We start from the raw sequence: 15,380 nt of genomic DNA, 5'->3' as shown, positions 1-15,380 counted from the left end.
TTCAGGCGGTGGCGCTCTCGGCGGCGCGCCGGCTCAGGTCCTCGGCCGTCAGGCCGCCCGGTTCCCTGCCCCGCCGCGCGCTCTCCCGGGCGGCGGCCTGCAGGGCCGCGTTCACCGGGGTCGGTACGCCGTGCTCGCGGCCCAGCAGCACGATCTCCCCGTTGAGGTAGTCCGTCTCGATCGAACCCGCGCCCCGTGCCAGGCTCTGCCAGGTCGAGCTGCGCGTGGGCTCGCCGGGGAGCGGCTGCACGTCGACCATGCCGCTGCGCAGGTCGGTGATCTCCGCCCCGCTCGCGTGGGCGATGCCCGCGGCGTCCAGGACGGCGGTGCCCTCGGCCTTCGCCCGGGCGATCAGGTCCCGGGCGGCGGCGTCCGAGGCGGAGCCGCAGAGGGCCTCGACGGCGTTGGCGAGGTTGCCGAGGAGTTTGCCGTACTTCCAGCGCATCACGTCCGCCACCACCGGAGCCAGGAAGCGGGACTTCTCCAGGTCGTCGGCGATCCGCCGGGCCGTGTCGTCACCGCCCGCCCCGTACCGGCCGAGGACCAGGGCGCCGGAGTACGGGCCGCAGGGCGCCACGACCTCACCCGGGGTCAGATGACTGCTGGGCAGGACGACGCACATGCCGTACACCTCGCGGAAGCGGCGCAGGGCCAGGCGCTCGTTCTCCACGCCGTTCTGCGCGCACACCACCGCCAGGCGCTCGCCCGCCGTGCCGCCGCCCGCCACCGGCTGTGCGGCCCAGGTGTCCAGGGCGGCCACGCTGTCCTGGGTCTTGACCGCGAGGACGAGCACGTCGTCCTCGCGCAGGCCGACCTCCCCGGGCCCGTCCGCGACGGGCACGTCGAGGGTGAGCGTCCCGGTGGGGACCGTGAGCCGCAGTCCCCGCTCGCGCAGCGCCCCCACCTGCGCGCCGCGGGCGACCAGGACGACGGACCGGCCGCTCTCGTGCAGCCGCCCCCCGATCGAACCGCCGACCGCTCCCGACCCGATGACGATGCAGCGCATGTCGTTCCTGGCTCCCCGCTCGTTCGATCCGCTGGTCGGCCGAGGGGCGCGTCCTCCTCCTCGCCGCGGCTCCCGGCCGGAACCAACCCGCCGTGCACGCGCGGCACTTGGGCCCCCCGGTACGCCTTGCCCACCGTACCCCGCGGGCGTTCCTCCACGGCCGTGGAGGAAGTCCCGCCCGGCGCGTGGCCGTTGCGGTGGTGTCCGGCGCCGGGACAGGCATCCGCTGGGGAACTCGCCCCGCGGCGCCGCTACCGGGGCAGCGGGTCCGGGTTCGTGGTGCCGTGGCGGCGCTGGCGGTGGGTGTAGGCCGTGACGGCCTGCCAGAGGTGGCGGCGGTCGGTGTCGGGCCACAGGCCGGGCGTGAAGTGCAGTTCGGCGTAGGCGGAGTGCCAGGGCAGGAAGTTGGAGGTGCGCTGCTCGTTGCCGGTGCGCCAGAGCAGGTCCACGTCCGGCATGTCCGGGTGGGGCAGGTGGCGTGCGAAGTCCTCGTCGGTGATCCCGTCCGGGTCCAGGTGACCGGCCCGGACCCGGCGGGCCAGGGCGGCGGCGGTGCGGGTGATCTCGTCCCGGCCGCCGTAGTCGATGCACATCGTCAGGGTCAGGCCGGTGCGGTCGCGGGTGGTGCGCTCCCGCAGGTGGAGCAGGTCGGCCAGGTCGGGGGGCAGCCGGCCGGCGCGGCCGTGCCAGCGCATGCGGACGTCGAGGTCCCGGAAGGGGTCCTCGGCCACCTCGTCGCGCAGCAGACCGAGGATCGCGTCGACCTCCTCCGCGTCGCGGTGCCAGTTCTCGGTGGAGAACGTGTAGAGCGTCAGGTGCGCGAGGCCGATCTCCAGGGCGCCGTGGACCACTTCGCGCACCGCGTGGGCGCCCGCCCGGTGGCCCGCGTGCCGGGGCAGCCCCCGCTGCTGCGCCCAGCGGCCGTTGCCGTCCATGATCACGGCCACGTGCGCGGGGAGATGGGCCGGTGGGATGACGGGCGGGCGGTCGCCGCTGGGGTGGGGCGGCGGGCTGCGGAAGATGCGCGGGGTGGCCGGCCGGGCGGGGGAGGGTGGCCGGGGGGCGTCCGCCGGCCGGTGGTGCGGCGGCAGGGTGAGCGGGGTCAGGGACCAGGCCAGGGCCGCGCGGGTGCGGGCCGGGGCGAGGATGCGGGCCCTGGTGCGCAGCGCCGGGCGGGGGCGGGCGCGCAGCAGGGCCGGGCCCGCCGCGTCGACGGCGTCGAGCTGGGCGTGCAGCAGGGCGGCCATCGTGTGCAGGACGGTCGCGGGGCCGGGGTGCATGCCGCGGGTGAGGGTCTCCTGGGCCACCCACCGGCGGGCCAGGCCCGTCACCTCGGTGACCAGGGCCGCCACGGCGGGACTCCAGCGGCGGTGGGCCAGGCCGTCCGCCGAGCCCGGGTGCCGGGCGAGGGCCTCCTCGGGCAGCAGGAGGTCGCCCTGCGCGAGGTCGGCGGACAGGTCGGTGAGGATGTCCGTGAGCCGGACGCCGTCGAGGAACTCCTCGTAGGCCTCCCGGGTGTCCAGGCGCAGGGCCACGGGAACGCCCGCGCGGTCGAGGATCGCCCGGACCTGGGCGAACCAGGGCAGCAGGTTCTCCCGGCCCCAGGCGCGCCATTCGGCCCAGCCGGTGAAGCGGCGCCCTTCGGTGTCGTCCCGGACCTGGGTCATGGCGGCGTGCAGCTCGGACAGGTCCAGGCGCCAGCGGGCCGCGGTGTCCACCAGGGCGTGGCGGACCGGGTCCGGGCTGGTGCCGGTGGGCAGTTCGCGGTGCAGGGCGGTGATCCACGCCTCCACGCGGGCGGCCCGTTCGGCGGCCGGGGCGGTGCGGTCGTCGCCGAGGTCGTCGAGGGCGTTGGCCGCGGCCCACAGGGCGTGCAGCGCCGGGCGCAGGGGCGCGGGGACCAGCTGGATGAGGGCGTACTCCGCCGGGTCCTCGCTCTTCGTCCGGCGTCGGCACAGTCGGTAGGCCGCCCGCAGGGCCGGGTCGGCAGGCGCATCGCTCACACCGAGGACATTACGTGCCCCCCGTACGGCGGTCCGAGCACCCGGGGCACGGCCGCGCCGCGCGGTGTCCGTCGCCGGGGCGACCGGACGCGGCTCAGGGGACCGCGCCGGGCTCGGGTCCGCCCGGTCGCAAGGGCGCCGCCGACGCGGCCCTGCCCGCCCCCGCTGGCCGAGGCCCCCCGGTCGGAACGGGGCGCGGTCGCCGGGCCCGGGCGGCGGGCGCGGGCGCTACGCCGTGTCGTCGTCTTCCGCCTCCGTGTCGTCCCGGTCGCCCTCCGCCTGGGACGGGGTCGGGGTGGGGGTGGGTGCCGTGTTCTGCTCGTCCTCGCGGTCGCCCTCGGCCTGGGACGGGGTCTGGTCGCTCATCGTGTGTCTCCTTACGCGGGTGCCGGCTGCCGGGTACCCCGGTGCGGCCGGAGTGATCGCCCCTGGGCGCGGTACCACTGGGACGCCAGCAGCAGGGCCAGCGCGATCTCCACCGCGTCCCCGCCGTAGTACATGAGCTGCGCGGCCAGGTGCAGGTCGGCCGGGGTGTGGGCGGTGCCGGGCGGGCCCGTCGCCCACAGGCCCTTCGCCAGGACGGCGTGGGCCGCGGCGGCCGCCAGGAGGGTGCCCGCGCGCACGGCGAGGCCCGGCCGGTGGCGGACCGGGTCCACGGCGAGCAGGGCGAAGGTGAAGAGCAGACCGGCGAGGAAGAGGTGCGGGAGGACAAGGGGGTGGTGGTGGAGCGAGGGTGGCAGGGGAGCCCGGTAGAGCACCCACAGGCCGCCGATGTCCAGCGTCGCGGCCACCGGTGGGAAGACGAGGACCGCGACGAGGCGGGAGCGGGTCAGCGTGACCAGCGCGCGGCGGGCGGGGAGGGGGAGGGTGCGCAGGGCCAGGGTGACCGGGCGGGCGAGGACGAGGGGGAGCGGGGCCGCCATGCCCGCCAGGACGTGGGCGGCCGTGTGCGCGGTGAAGGGCGGCAGCCACGCCTCCCACGGGAGGGCGAACGCGGCCACCAGCATGCCCCCGCCCAGCCAGAACCCCGCGTCCCGGCCCACCGGCCAGCGGTCCCCGCGGCGGCGCAGCCGGGCCGCCGCGGCCGTGTACAGCAGGCAGCACAGGAGGACCGCGACCGGCAGGGGGCCGGGCGTCGTCATCGCGCTCTCCCGCGCTCCGCGCGCCGGGCCCGGCGCCACAGCAGCAGCCCGGCCAGCAGGAACAGGACCGCCACGACGTTCCAGGTCCAGTCGTACGGCCGCGGATCGACCTCGTAGCGGATCTGGTGCAGGCGCAGCAGCTTGTGCTGGACCGTGCCGTCGTAGAGCTGGAAGCCGCCCAGGCCCAGGCAGACGCCGGACCACCAGGCCGGGCGCAGCGGGCCGCCCCTGCGGCGCAGGTCCGCGTAGAGGAACAGGCCCGACACCATCGCGAGCCACCCCCCGGCGTGGAACAGGCCGTCGGAGACCAGTCCCACCTCGGGGGTGGACCTGTCGTAGAAGTGGTGCCAGTGGAGCAACTGGTGGAAGACGACCTCGTCGACGAACGCGGCGATGCCGACTCCCGACAGCGCCCCACCGGCGAGTGAGCGGCGGTACGTCACCCGTCCTTGCCCATGGCCTTGCGGACGGCGTCCCGCGTGCGGTCGACCAGGGCCGCGAGCGGGCCGAGGGCGAGGTTCTTGGCCGCGGACTCCGTGCCGGGGTGCGGGTGGGTCGGGGCCATGGCCTCGGCGGCCTTCAGGGCCGAGGCCATCGACGCCAGGCGGCCCTGGTCCGCGTGGCGGCGGATGTGGTTGAACTCGTAGCGCTCCTCCGCCCGGGCGTGGGCCATCACCTCCAGGCGCAGGGCGAGCAGTTCCGGCAGGAACTTCGGGTCGTCGGTGTCCATGCCGTCCAGCCGGGACAGCAGTTCCTTCGCCTCCCGCTCCTCGTTCAGGCGGTCCTCCACGACCTGCTCGCCGCCCGGCACGTTCGCCCGGGTGAAGGGCCGGACGACCTCCTCCTCGGCCGTCTCGTGCACGGCCAGGAGCCGCACCAGCCGGCGGAAGGCGTTCCTGCGCTCGTCACCGGACGTCCGCTCGACCTCGTCGAAGAGGTTGCGGATGTCGCCGTGCTGGCGCATGAGCAGCGCCACGACGTCCGTGTCACTCGCTGCGATTCCCGCCATGTCAGTCCCTTTCCCGGAGCGCGGGGTCGGGGTGCTCGCCCTCGGTCTCCATGCGGTACTCGCGGCCGAACATCTCCTGGTGCTGGGCCATCACGCGCTCGCTGGGCGGCTCCTCCCCGCCGTGGATCTGCTCCTGCAGCTTCTCGAACCGCTCGTGCGCGTCCCGGACGTAGCCGGTGCCGAGCGTGGTCAGGTCGATCTGGGTGTCCAGCAGGTTGCGCACGAACGCCTTGTTCTCCTCGAACGTCAGCACGTTCGGCAGCTCCGGCGCCAGGATCTCCTGCGGCTCGCGGCCGTCGTGACGTCGCATCAGGTCACAGGCGATCCGCAGGTGTTCCAGCTCCATGTTCAGGTGCAGCTCCCAGATGGCCCGCACCTTCGGGTCCGGCTCCTGCTCCATGAAGGAGTGGTAGAGGTAGCACTCGTTGTACTCGTGGTTGACCAGCTGCTCCCACCACGTCTCGCCCGGGTCGACGAGCGACTCGTAGTGGGTGACGTGCTCCTCCTCGATCAGGCCGATCTCCTGGTAGAGCTGACGGGCGATCGGCTCCATGTACTGCGGGCCGACGTTCATGTAGAAGTTCATGGTCTGCTGCTCCGCCGACATGATCGTCAGGGCGTGCAGCTTGGACAGCGGGTTCGTGGTCGAGCGGTCGTACGGCTCGCGCACGTTGTCGTGCGGGTGGCGGTGGTGGAACTTCGTCGGGCGGCCCGGCATCACCTCGGTCAGCCCGTCGACGATCGACTCCGCCTTGCGGTGCTCGATCATCTCGTAGAGGTTGGCGTACCGGTACAGGTGGTCGAAGTCCTCCAGGACACCGAACTCGTAGGCCTGCTTCAGGTACGGGTCGGGTTCGTGGCGGGCCACCCAGCCGGTCAGGTCCACGGCCACCTGCTCGTAGGCGATCGTGGTCTCCAGGACGGAAGCCAGGCCCGGCAGCAGCCAGTTGACCGCCTTCTGCTGCTGGTGCTCGATGTAACGGACCTCGGCCAGCTGCCGTTTGACGTCCGGGTCGGGGCAGCGGCGGGCGAGCTGGTGACTGAACATGATCGCTTCGACCTCGATGCCGTTCATCGTGATGATCCGGCACCGGGTGTAGGGATCGGCGTGGTCGGGGTCGATCGGTTCGACGTCCAGCTCGCGCCAGCTGCGCAGCTGGCGGTCGAGGGGGATGCCTTGGTGCTCGAGGGGGTTGAAACCCATGGGGTTCTCCTCGCCGGAGGGCGGAGCGGGCCGCCGCCGGGTACCCGAGCGCCCTCCGCGTGAAACCGGCCGGGGCGCGGCCGGCCCGCCGGGCGCGGGAACCGGCCACCGCTCCGCAGCGCCCCGGCTCAGCCCCGGCGGCGCCGCGCGATGGCCGTCTGCAGCGCCGTGCGCAGTGCGGCCGGCGGTGCCGGACCGTCCCCCTCCGCGCTGGCCGTCACCGCCGCCGCCACCTCCCGCAGCTTGGTGTTCGACAGCTGGGACGTCTCCCGCAGGATGTGCCAGGCCTGGTCGGACGTGCAGCCGTGCGTGGCCATGAGGATGCCGCGGGCCTGGTCGATGACCGGGCGGGAGGCGATGGCCTGGCGCAGCTGCTCGACCTCCTCCTGCAGCACGTGCAGGCGCTCGGCGCGCTCCAGGGCGACCGCCGAGGCCACGGGGGCCGGCTCGGTGGTGTCCGGGCCGGTCAGCGGGTCGGCCGTGTCCAGGCCGGCCAGCTCCAGGATGCGGCGCGGCTGGCCGTTCCAGTTCGTCACCGTCACGGTCAGCGACCGCCGGCGCCGGAAGTCCCCCAGCACGTCCAGGAACTGCAGCCCGGCCGTGTCCATGAAGTGCACGTCCGCCATGTCCAGATCGAGCCGGGTGATGCCGGCCGGCAGTTCGGCCAGCGTGCGGGCCAGGACGTCCGCGCAGCCGTGGACGAGCTCGCCGCGCGGGGTGAGCTCGGCACGGTCCGCGTCGACGCGGCCACGGATGACCAGGGTGTTCAGCCTCCCTGTGAGATGTGGTGATGCCGCAGAGGTCATGTCACCGCCTTGTCGGTCCTCGTCGGTCGGGTCCGTCTCGCCGGACTGCACCACGTCGCTCGCCCCCGTCGACGCCGGTGTAGAGGTGCGCCTGCCCGCCGTACGGCGCACTACACGCGGTCCGGGGGAATGAGCACCCGTTGTGCGGGTACGAGCGCTGTGGTCCGGGAGCGTGGGGAGAGGGCGTGAACAGTCCGTATCAGGTGCCGTCCGGCCAGGCCCGCGCGCCCAGGCCGGGCCTGGCGGTGTTCCCGCTGCCGGGCCGCCGGGGAGTCCGGGCGGCCGGGGAGGTCGGTCTGACCACGCGTGCGATCTGGGAAGGTGTACTCGAGCAGGCCGTGCGTGAGGGCGAGGACGTGTACCACCTGGAGCTGTCCGACGTGACGTTCGTCGACGTGGCGGGCGCCGGTGCGCTCGCGGCCGCCGCCGGGCGGTTGGGGGACGGGCGGCGCTTCGTGGTGCGCCGTCCGCCGGCGGCGCTGCGGCGCACGCTGGACCTGCTGTGGCCCGACCAGGAGGGGATCGAGGTGAGTACGTCATGACCACTGCGGTGGCGGACCCCTTCGGGCCCTCGCGATCCTTCGTCCATCCCGCGTTCTTCTACCGCGACGAGCAGGAGTACCTCGACGTCACGGTGCCCTTCGTGCGCGAGGGGCTGGCGGCCGGCGAACCGGTGGCGGTCGCGGTGCCCGGCGAGAACCTCGCCCTCGTCCGGGACGCCCTGGGCGACGACGCCGCCGCGGTGCGGCTCCTGGACATGCGGGAGGCCGGACGCAACCCCGGGCGGATCATCCCCGGCGTGCTGTGCGCCTTCGCCGACGCCCAGCCGGCCGGGCGCCGGGTGCGGATCATCGGCGAGCCGATCTGGGCCGGGCGGTCCGACGCCGAGTACCCCGCCTGCGCCCAGCACGAGGCGCTGATCAACGCCGCCTTCCAGGACAGTACGGCGACTATCCTGTGCCCGTACGACACCCGGGCACTGCCCGCGCACGTGCTCGCCGACGCCCACGCCACCCACCCCGTCGTCATCCCCGAGGGCTCCCGGACGGCGCGGGACAGCGCCGCGTACGACCCCGGGCACGTCGTCGACCGCTACAACGAGCCCCTCGACCCCGTCGCGCACGCGCTGGCCTTCGCCTTCGACGCCGAGTCGCTCTCCCACGCCCGGCACGTCGCCGTCGGGGAGGCCTCCCGGCTCGGGCTCACCGGCGTCAAGCGGGACGACCTGGCCCTCGCCACGGCCGAGCTGACCACCAACAGCGTGGTGCACGGCGGCGGTACCGGCGTGCTGCGGGTGTGGGGCGAGGACCGCCACGTGGTGTGCGAGGTCCGGGACGAGGGGCGGCTCGCGGACGTCCTGGCCGGGCGCCGGACCGTGCCCCGGGACCAGCGCGGCGGGCGGGGCATGCTGCTGGTAAACCTGATCGCCGACCTGGTGCGGGTGCACCGCGGCGCCGGCGGCACGACCGTGCGCTGCTGGTTCGCCCTCTGACCGCGGCCGCCGCTCAGCTGCCCAGCGGGTCCAGCGCCAGCGGTTCGATCCTGCCCTCCAGCATGGCCCCCAGGCCCTGGACCGCGCACACGTCCGGGCGCTCCGCGATGTGCACGGGCATGCCCGTCGCCTGCCGCAGCATCTGGTCCAGGCCCGGCAGCAGGGCACTGCCGCCGACCATCATGATCCCCCGGTCGGCGAGGTCGGCGACCAGGTCGGGCGGGCACGACCGCAGCACCTTGCCGATGCCGTCCAGGATCGAGGTGAGCGGCGTCTGGATGGCGTCCCGCACGGCCGCCGTGTCGACCTGCACGGACCGGGCCAGGCCCGTGGCGACGTCCCGTCCGTGGATCTCCGTCCTGGCCGGGCCGTGCGGGGTGAGGCCGTTGCCCGACAGGGCGAGCTGCAGCGGCCGCACCGACTGGCTCGGCAGCATCAGCTCGTGTTCCAGGCGCAGGTGCTGCACGATCGCCTGGTCGACGGCCTCGCCGCCCACCGGGACGCGCTCGGCGGTGACGATCGCCCCGAGGGACAGCACCGCCACCTGCGTGGCCGCCGCACCGCACACCATGATCATGGTCGCCTCGGGCTGCTCCACGGGCAGCCCGCAGCCGACCGCGGCGGCGATCAGCGTGTCCACCAGCTCCACCCGCCGCGCCCCGAGACCGACGAGCGTCTCGATCGCGGCCCGCTGGGCGAGCGGGTCGGCGTCGTGCGGGGTGCAGGCCGCGGCCCGCAGGATGGGCTTGCGGCGCAGACCGCGGCGCATCTTGTCGCCGAGCAGGTGGCGCAGCATGCGCTGGGCCATCTCGATGTCCACGACGGTGCCGCCGGAGACCGGCCGGACGACCCGGATGTAGGGCGGTGTGCGGCCCGTCATCTGCTCCGCGAGTTCACCGACCGCGATCAGCGCGCCGGTGCGGGTGTTCACGGCGGCGGCGGACGGCTGGTCGACGACGAGCCCGGCGCCCTTGACGTAGACCCGTGTGCGGGCCGCCCCCAGGTCGACGGCGAAATGGCAGCGGCGCAACTGCTCCAGACTGGCGGTCATGGCAGGTCCTCCCGAGAGCACAGACCGTGGGGGGCCGCCAGGTGGCGGGCCTCGCAGACGTGGGGCCGCCGAGCGGCGGGCCTCCCTCGCATCGTGCGCGTGAGGGCATCGGGCCGCCTTTCGGAGGGGGCCGGGCGGGGCGCCGCCGAACGGGCGGTTCGGGCCCCGCTACAGGGAACGGGCGGCCTCCAGCAGCGGTGCCAGGGAGGCGATCGTCGTCTCGCAGCCCGCCTCTTCGAGCAGCCGTGCGGCGGTGGCGTTGCGGGCGAGCCCGACGAAGCGCAGGCCCGCCCGCTGGGCGGCGGTCAGTTCGGCGACCGTGGAGCCGATCAGTACGCCGGTCGCCGCGCCGCCGCCGGAGGAGCGCGTGGCGCGCAGCAGGCAGTCGGGGTGCGGGGTCAGCAGGGTCGGGTCCGGGCCGCGGGCGTGGACGCCGTCCAGGGGCAGGCCGTACGGGTCGAGGTAGCGGTGGACGGCCGGGGCGCTGACGTCCGAGACCACGCTGACGCGGCGGCCGGAGTCGTGCAGGGCGCGCACCAGGGGCACCGAGTTGTGCGTGGTGGGCGCGTCCGGGACCGCGCGCAGTTCGAGTGCGTCGAGGCGGTCGCGCAGGAGCGGGCCCAGCGGGTCCCGCGCGAAGGCCCGCAGCACGTCCAGCGGATGCGTGAACGTGTCGCGCACCGCGACCGGCGGCGCCTTGCGGTGCTCGGCGACCAGGGCGAGCAGGTCGGCCGTCGCCTCACCCGCCGCCCGCGCCGAGAACAGCCGGGCCATCGGGCCGTCGAAGCCGAGCAGTACGGACTCGGCCTCGCCGAGGAGTCCGGACAGCGGGCGCTCCGCGGGGGCCGGGCCCTGCGGAGCGGGCAGGGCCGCGCCCTCCGGGGCCAGCCGCACCGACACCGCCACCGACAGTCCGGGCACCGGCCAGTGGCGCAGCCCGGCGTTGACCGCCCGCTGGGCCGCGCCCGCCCGGCGCAGCGGATGGCGGCGGGTGATCCGGGACGCCTCCTCCAGCAGGTGGCCGAGCAGCGGCTCGGCGACCCGCGTGACCTCGGCGCGGACGAAGGCGACCGGGTCCCGGACGTGCCAGGACAGCTCGACCGCGGCCGCGAAGGCGCCCTTGCCGGAGCTCGGCAGGGAGACCCGGTGGTGGGACTGGTGGGTGGTGAGGTCCACCTGGTAGTACGTCACGAGCCGCGAGGGCCCGCCGCCGGGCGGCCGGGCCGGGTCCAGGAGGGTGAGCGGGCCGTCGGGCCGGGCGTGGACGACGGCCGTGCGGCCGGGGACCGGAAGCCCGAGCCGGTGCGGGTCGTGCGTGATGAAGGGCCCCCGCACCAGGTCGCGGGTCTCGGGCTGCGGGGCGGCGGCCGGGGACAGCGGGCAGTACCAGGCGACGGGCGGGGTGTCCGCGGTGCCGTCCGCGGCGTCCCGGTACAGGGGCCGGAAGCGCCGGGGCCCCCGGGCGGCGGAGCTGGCGGCGAACTCCTCGTACACGGACGGGGCGACGACCACCTGGATCCCGGCGGGAACGGGCGGCACGTGCGGCGGCGGGGACGGCCGGTCCCAGAAGGTGACGGTCAGCGGCGGCGGCTCCTCGACCCCGGTGAGCGCCTCGGGCAGGCCGCGCAGGACGGCGACCAGGACGGGCAGGACGTAGGTGCCCGGCTCGGTGTGGACGACGTAGCCGTCGGGGCGGACCCGCACGTCGAACTGGTGGGCGGCCAGGGCGCCCCGGGAGAGCATCTCGTGCACCGCGTACTCCAGGGTGATGCGGGCCTCGGGGTGGCCGGTGAGGCCGCCGGCCTCGAAGACGATGGTGGGGGCGGTGCCCCCCGCGGTACGGTCCCGGGCCGACCGCAGGTCCCGCCGGAGGGCGTGCAGCCGGTCCCGGACGGCCGCGGCGGCGGGGCCGGGGACGCCGTCCAGCGGGTCGCCGTAGAAGAGGCCGAGCGCGCGCCCGGGGTCGCTGTCCAGCAGCTCCTCGCAGTGCGTGACGTCGACGTACACGTCCGGGGCGTGCAGGGCGTAGGACCGCGAGAAGGACAGGAGGCGGTCGGGGGGCAGCACCTGCCGGACCTCCCGCGCCAGCTCCTCGAGGCGGGCGGCGGCCTCCCGCTCCGGCGGGGGCTCCTCCCACAGGCCCGCGGCCAGCGTGGTGTGGGGCACGCGCCGCCCGGGGCGCAGGAGCAGCATGCACAACAGCGCCAGCGCCGCCGGGGAGGGAAGGCCGATCTCCTCCGCGCCGGCGGTGATGCGCGGCGGGCCGAGCAGCGTGCAGGAGCGGGCCGACGGCCAGGGGCCCGCCGTTGCCAGGCGGTCCGCGTGGCTGGCGGCTTCGGACCACCGGTGCCGGTCCACGAGGTCGAGCAGCTCCCGGTGCTCGGGCGGCACCCGCCCGCCCGCCGCCAGTTGTTTCAGCAGCCGGCGGAACTCGGCCAGGTCCGACGCGGCGTCCTTGCCCACGGACTCCTCACCCAGGGCGAAGCGGCTGAGCAGCACCGTGCCGTCGGGCCGCAGCAGCAGGCCCGCCGGGCCGCGCTCGCCCCGCACCAGGCCGCGGGCGTGCAGGGCCGCGAGACCGGCCGTGCCCTGGGCGACGAGCCGGACGAAGGTCCGGAAGTCGAGCCCCGACAGCACCTCCGACACGGTCAGCCCGTCGACGAACTCCGTCACCAGGTAGGGGGCGTCCCCCTCCACCCCGAAGTCGAGCACCCGCACCACGTGCGGGTCGTCCACCCCGGCCAGCGCGCCCGCCTCCCGCAGGAACCGCTCGTGCGGCGCCTGCTGCTCGCGGTACCGGCGCACGATCACCTGCCGTCCGGTGCGCACGTCCACGGCGCGCGACACGCGCCCGTTCCAGCCGCGCCGTCCGGTCAGCCGGTAGTGCCCGGCGAACAACCGCTGAGGCGGCCCCTGCCCGCCCAGCCGCCGCACGGTCTCCTCACTGACCGTGGCGAACACCGGGCCCGAGCCGTCCCGGCCGCCGTCGGTCCGCGCCCGGAACTCCCCGGCCGCGAGCCCCGCCCGCTCGTCGATCAGGGCGCCGGTCTCCGCGAGGAACTCCCGGGTGCGGCCGCGGGCCGTGCGGGGCAGGGAGCGCAGCAGCAACTCCCGCACGCCGGGCCGGAAGGCGTAGGAGCCGGGCGGGCCGGGGGCGGCGGTGAGCATGCCGCTGAGGATCACCTCGGCGAGGTGCTGGGGGCGCGGGTCGCGGTCCACCGCGCGCTGGACGAGGCGCATCACCGGGACGGAGGGGACCGCCAGCGCGAGGTGCCCGGCGAGCCGGAAGGCCTCCGGGGAGGCGGTCGCGCGGAAGCGCAGCACCAGGTCCTCGGCGGAGGCACCGGTGAGGTCGGCGGCCGGTTCCGCGGGCGGCGCGGGGGCGGGCGGCAGCCAGGCCGCCGCCCCCGGGACGCGGGCGCCGCCGGGGCCGGCGACCAGGGCGGCCCAGTGGGCGAACCAGGGCGCGCCCGGCTCCAGCACCGGCACGGGCAGGGCCCGGTTGGGGGGCGGGGCGACGGGGTCGTACGGGGTGAAGGCCAGGGCCGCCGAGGGCGTCGCCGTGGCCGGGGACGCGAGCAGGCCCGGCTCGGCCGGCAGCGCCGTGGAGGGCCACAGGTGTTCGGGCAGGGGCTGCACCACGGCCAGGGGCATGCGGCGCGCCCAGTGGCGCAGGGTGCGGTACCAGCGGTCGCCCGCCTCGCCCGGGCGCCACTGCGGGCCCATGCAGTCGCTGACGACGAGGGTGACGGTCCGGCCGTCGTCCGGGTCGGGGACCCGCCGGGCCCGGCCGTCGGGCGTGGCCGGGTGCAGGGTGACCGTGCGGAAGATGCCCGTCTGGGCGAGGGCGGTGTGCAGTTCGCTCACCAAGGGGCGCCAGACCGGCATGGTCGGGCCCGTGTCGTGCACGAGGTTCAGGCGCAGCCAGCGGTCGGGGGCCGGGCACAGCACGGGGAACCACACGTCCGGGTGGGCGCCGAGCCGGGCGATCCGGTCGGCCGTCGCCCGCTCGTCCAGCACCCGCGCGTACGGCGAGGGGACTTCGCGCTTCAGCGGGCGCAGGGCGCGTTGCAGCGGGAGGGGGTGGGGGAGCATCGGGGGCGCGGGGGCGAGCAGGGCGGCTGTGCCGCCGCCTTCGGGGGCGTCCGGGGACCGCGGGGCGGGCAGGGTCAGCGGCACGCGCTCGGGCGTGCGGGCGGCCGGCTTCCGCCGCGGGGGGAGGGGCGGCGTGTCCTCGGGGGATACCGGCGGGCCGGGGGCGGTCCGACGGCCGGTCGCGGGTGCCGGGTCCTCGGGCCGCGCCTGCCGCTCCGGCGCCGCGCCCTGCCCCTCGTCGCCCAACTGATCCGCCAGCCACACCAGTTCGGCGATCTCCCGCGGCGTCGCCTCGACCCCCACCGCGGCCAGGACGGCCGCCAGCCGGGCGATGGGGGAGGGGCGGGGGCCGGTGAGCCGCCGGGGCGCGGCCGCGGCGTCGGGGGCGGGTGGGGTGCGGGCGGACGATGAGGGCGCGGGGGTGTGCTGGGGGGAGGGGGTGGTGCCGGGCACGCCTGGGGTGCGGGCGGACGGAGAGGGGCCGGGAGCGTGTGGTGGGGCGGGGTCAGAAGCCATCGCCGTCCGCCGCCGCGCTGAGGTACGGCATCAGCTGTTCGGCCAGGTCGTCGCGGGAGTCGGCGTCCAGGCCCGCCACGCCCGTGAGGTAGAGGGCGTTCAGCAGCTGGTCGGTGGCCAGTTCGCCGCCGGAGGCCCGTTCCAGGAAACGGGTGATCAGCCGGTCCGCGTCGCCGCCCGGGGTGTCGAGGTGGGCGCGGACGATGTCGGTGAGCTGGTCGCGGTCGGGGCGGCGCAGCTTCAGCCGGACGCAGCGCCGCAGGAACGCCGGCGGGAACTCGCGTTCGCCGTTGCTGGTCAGGACGACGAACGGGAACGCCCGGCAGCGGACCCGGCCGCGCCGGACGGTGACGGGGGAGTCCGTGCCGTCGGCGAGGACCTCGGCCGCGCCGCCGCCTGAGTGGCGCGCGGCCCGCACCAGTTCGGGGATCTCGTACTGGCCCTCCTCCAGGACGTTGAGCAGGTCGTTCGGCAGGTCGAGGTCGCTTTTGTCGATCTCGTCGACGAGCAGCGCGCGCGGCCGGTCGTAGGGGAGCAGGGCCGTGCCGAGCGGGCCCAGGCGCAGATGGTCCTCCACGGCGCCGGGCCGGTCCCGCCCCTCCCGGGCCGCGTAGAGCCGGGACAGCGGGTCGTACTGGTAGAGCCCGTCGGCGAGGGTGCTGCGGCTGGTGATGTTCCAGCGCAGCACCGGGCCGAGCCGCAGCTCACGGGCGACCGCGTAGGCCAGCGAGGACTTGCCGGTGCCGGGCGGGCCGGTGACCAGCAGCGGCCGGCGCAGCACGAGCGCGGCGTTGACGAGCCGGACGGTCTCCGGGGTGGCGACGTACGACTTCGCGCGGTGCACCCGGTCGGGGGAGACGGCCGACGCGTCGTCGCTGTCGTGCGGCGGCGGCAGCGCGGGCCCGCCGTCGAAGGCCCGCCAGGGCGGCGGGGCCGGAAGGTCGTCGATGCCGTCGTGCGGCTCGTGGTCGCCGGTGTAGACGGACCAGTGCGGCATGGGGGGTGGTCTCCGCTCTCCGTTTCGTGCAGCTGTTCCTCGGGCGCGTCGGGCCGCCT

Annotated in this window: 13 protein-coding genes; 2 read left to right on the top strand and 11 right to left on the bottom strand. The window is 75.9% G+C overall.

Going from position 1 to position 15,380, the window contains the following annotated elements; genetic code table 11:
• Position 1: 1 nt before the first annotated feature.
• The 8 genes from AC07DA_RS16735 to AC07DA_RS16700 form a co-directional block, all read right to left on the bottom strand.
• Complete coding sequence (locus tag AC07DA_RS16735) at positions 2-1,006, bottom strand: ketopantoate reductase family protein (RefSeq protein WP_479128772.1); 1,005 nt, start codon at positions 1,004-1,006, stop codon at positions 2-4.
• 251 nt (positions 1,007-1,257) lie between these two features.
• The gene (gene uppS / locus AC07DA_RS16730) at positions 1,258-3,009 is read right to left on the bottom strand and encodes a polyprenyl diphosphate synthase (RefSeq protein WP_479128769.1); all 1,752 of its coding nucleotides are present in this window, start codon (positions 3,007-3,009) and stop codon (positions 1,258-1,260) included.
• 228 nt (positions 3,010-3,237) lie between these two features.
• Positions 3,238-3,375, bottom strand: coding sequence for a hypothetical protein (locus AC07DA_RS16725; protein WP_479128767.1), 138 nt, complete (start codon positions 3,373-3,375; stop codon positions 3,238-3,240).
• Between the two features lie 11 nt (positions 3,376-3,386).
• The gene (locus tag AC07DA_RS16720; protein ID WP_479128765.1) at positions 3,387-4,151 is read right to left on the bottom strand and encodes a cytochrome c oxidase assembly protein; all 765 of its coding nucleotides are present in this window, start codon (positions 4,149-4,151) and stop codon (positions 3,387-3,389) included.
• Positions 4,148-4,594 (bottom strand): DUF2243 domain-containing protein, encoded by a 447-nt coding sequence (locus tag AC07DA_RS16715; protein WP_479128763.1) that lies wholly within the window; start codon positions 4,592-4,594, stop codon positions 4,148-4,150. The genes AC07DA_RS16720 and AC07DA_RS16715 overlap by 4 nt, the downstream gene beginning before the upstream one ends.
• The gene (locus AC07DA_RS16710; RefSeq protein WP_479128761.1) at positions 4,591-5,160 is read right to left on the bottom strand and encodes a hemerythrin domain-containing protein; all 570 of its coding nucleotides are present in this window, start codon (positions 5,158-5,160) and stop codon (positions 4,591-4,593) included. The genes AC07DA_RS16715 and AC07DA_RS16710 overlap by 4 nt, the downstream gene beginning before the upstream one ends.
• Position 5,161: 1 nt before the next feature.
• Positions 5,162-6,364 (bottom strand): hypothetical protein, encoded by a 1,203-nt coding sequence (locus AC07DA_RS16705; protein WP_479128759.1) that lies wholly within the window; start codon positions 6,362-6,364, stop codon positions 5,162-5,164.
• Between the two features lie 128 nt (positions 6,365-6,492).
• A complete protein-coding gene (locus tag AC07DA_RS16700; protein ID WP_479128757.1) occupies positions 6,493-7,170 on the bottom strand; it encodes an ANTAR domain-containing response regulator in 678 nt (225 codons plus the stop codon).
• 185 nt (positions 7,171-7,355) lie between these two features.
• Between AC07DA_RS16700 and AC07DA_RS16695 the strand changes: the two genes are divergently transcribed.
• Together AC07DA_RS16695 and AC07DA_RS16690 are read left to right on the top strand one after the other, a co-directional pair.
• On the top strand, positions 7,356-7,712 hold the full coding sequence (locus AC07DA_RS16695) for an STAS domain-containing protein (protein WP_479128755.1): 357 nt from the start codon (positions 7,356-7,358) through the stop codon (positions 7,710-7,712).
• The gene (locus tag AC07DA_RS16690; protein ID WP_479128753.1) at positions 7,709-8,662 is read left to right on the top strand and encodes an anti-sigma factor RsbA family regulatory protein; all 954 of its coding nucleotides are present in this window, start codon (positions 7,709-7,711) and stop codon (positions 8,660-8,662) included. Before AC07DA_RS16695 ends, AC07DA_RS16690 begins: the two co-directional genes overlap by 4 nt.
• 13 nt (positions 8,663-8,675) lie before the next feature.
• Here the strand turns inward: AC07DA_RS16690 and AC07DA_RS16685 are convergent, their stop codons facing one another.
• The 3 genes from AC07DA_RS16685 to AC07DA_RS16675 form a co-directional block, all read right to left on the bottom strand.
• The gene (locus AC07DA_RS16685; RefSeq protein ID WP_479128751.1) at positions 8,676-9,713 is read right to left on the bottom strand and encodes a rod shape-determining protein; all 1,038 of its coding nucleotides are present in this window, start codon (positions 9,711-9,713) and stop codon (positions 8,676-8,678) included.
• A 168-nt stretch (positions 9,714-9,881) separates the two neighbouring features.
• Positions 9,882-14,261 carry an SAV_2336 N-terminal domain-related protein gene (locus AC07DA_RS16680; protein WP_479128749.1) on the bottom strand — a complete coding sequence of 1,460 codons (4,380 nt, stop codon included), beginning with the start codon at positions 14,259-14,261 and terminating at the stop codon, positions 9,882-9,884.
• Positions 14,262-14,313: 52 nt separating this feature from the next.
• Positions 14,314-15,321, bottom strand: coding sequence for an AAA family ATPase (locus tag AC07DA_RS16675; protein WP_479128747.1), 1,008 nt, complete (start codon positions 15,319-15,321; stop codon positions 14,314-14,316).
• Positions 15,322-15,380: the final 59 nt, after the last annotated feature.

It is taken from the genome of Streptomyces sp. NPDC044921, from assembly GCF_056432865.1.
The sequence above is the reverse complement of the archived record's forward strand: the minus strand, read 5'-3'. Positions and strand labels throughout refer to the sequence as shown.

What these genes read in the sequence shown, in the direction of transcription:
- AC07DA_RS16690 (WP_479128753.1), top strand. Translation starts at nt 7,709, where the DNA reads ATGACCACTGCGGTGGCGGACCCCTTCGGGCCCTCGCGATCCTTCGTC.
- AC07DA_RS16710 (WP_479128761.1), bottom strand. Translation starts at nt 5,160, where the DNA reads ATGGCGGGAATCGCAGCGAGTGACACGGACGTCGTGGCGCTGCTCATG.
- AC07DA_RS16685 (WP_479128751.1), bottom strand. Translation starts at nt 9,713, where the DNA reads ATGACCGCCAGTCTGGAGCAGTTGCGCCGCTGCCATTTCGCCGTCGAC.
- AC07DA_RS16705 (WP_479128759.1), bottom strand. Translation starts at nt 6,364, where the DNA reads ATGGGTTTCAACCCCCTCGAGCACCAAGGCATCCCCCTCGACCGCCAG.
- AC07DA_RS16720 (WP_479128765.1), bottom strand. Translation starts at nt 4,151, where the DNA reads ATGACGACGCCCGGCCCCCTGCCGGTCGCGGTCCTCCTGTGCTGCCTG.
- AC07DA_RS16735 (WP_479128772.1), bottom strand. Translation starts at nt 1,006, where the DNA reads ATGCGCTGCATCGTCATCGGGTCGGGAGCGGTCGGCGGTTCGATCGGG.
- AC07DA_RS16675 (WP_479128747.1), bottom strand. Translation starts at nt 15,321, where the DNA reads ATGCCGCACTGGTCCGTCTACACCGGCGACCACGAGCCGCACGACGGC.
- AC07DA_RS16725 (WP_479128767.1), bottom strand. Translation starts at nt 3,375, where the DNA reads ATGAGCGACCAGACCCCGTCCCAGGCCGAGGGCGACCGCGAGGACGAG.
- AC07DA_RS16700 (WP_479128757.1), bottom strand. Translation starts at nt 7,170, where the DNA reads ATGACCTCTGCGGCATCACCACATCTCACAGGGAGGCTGAACACCCTG.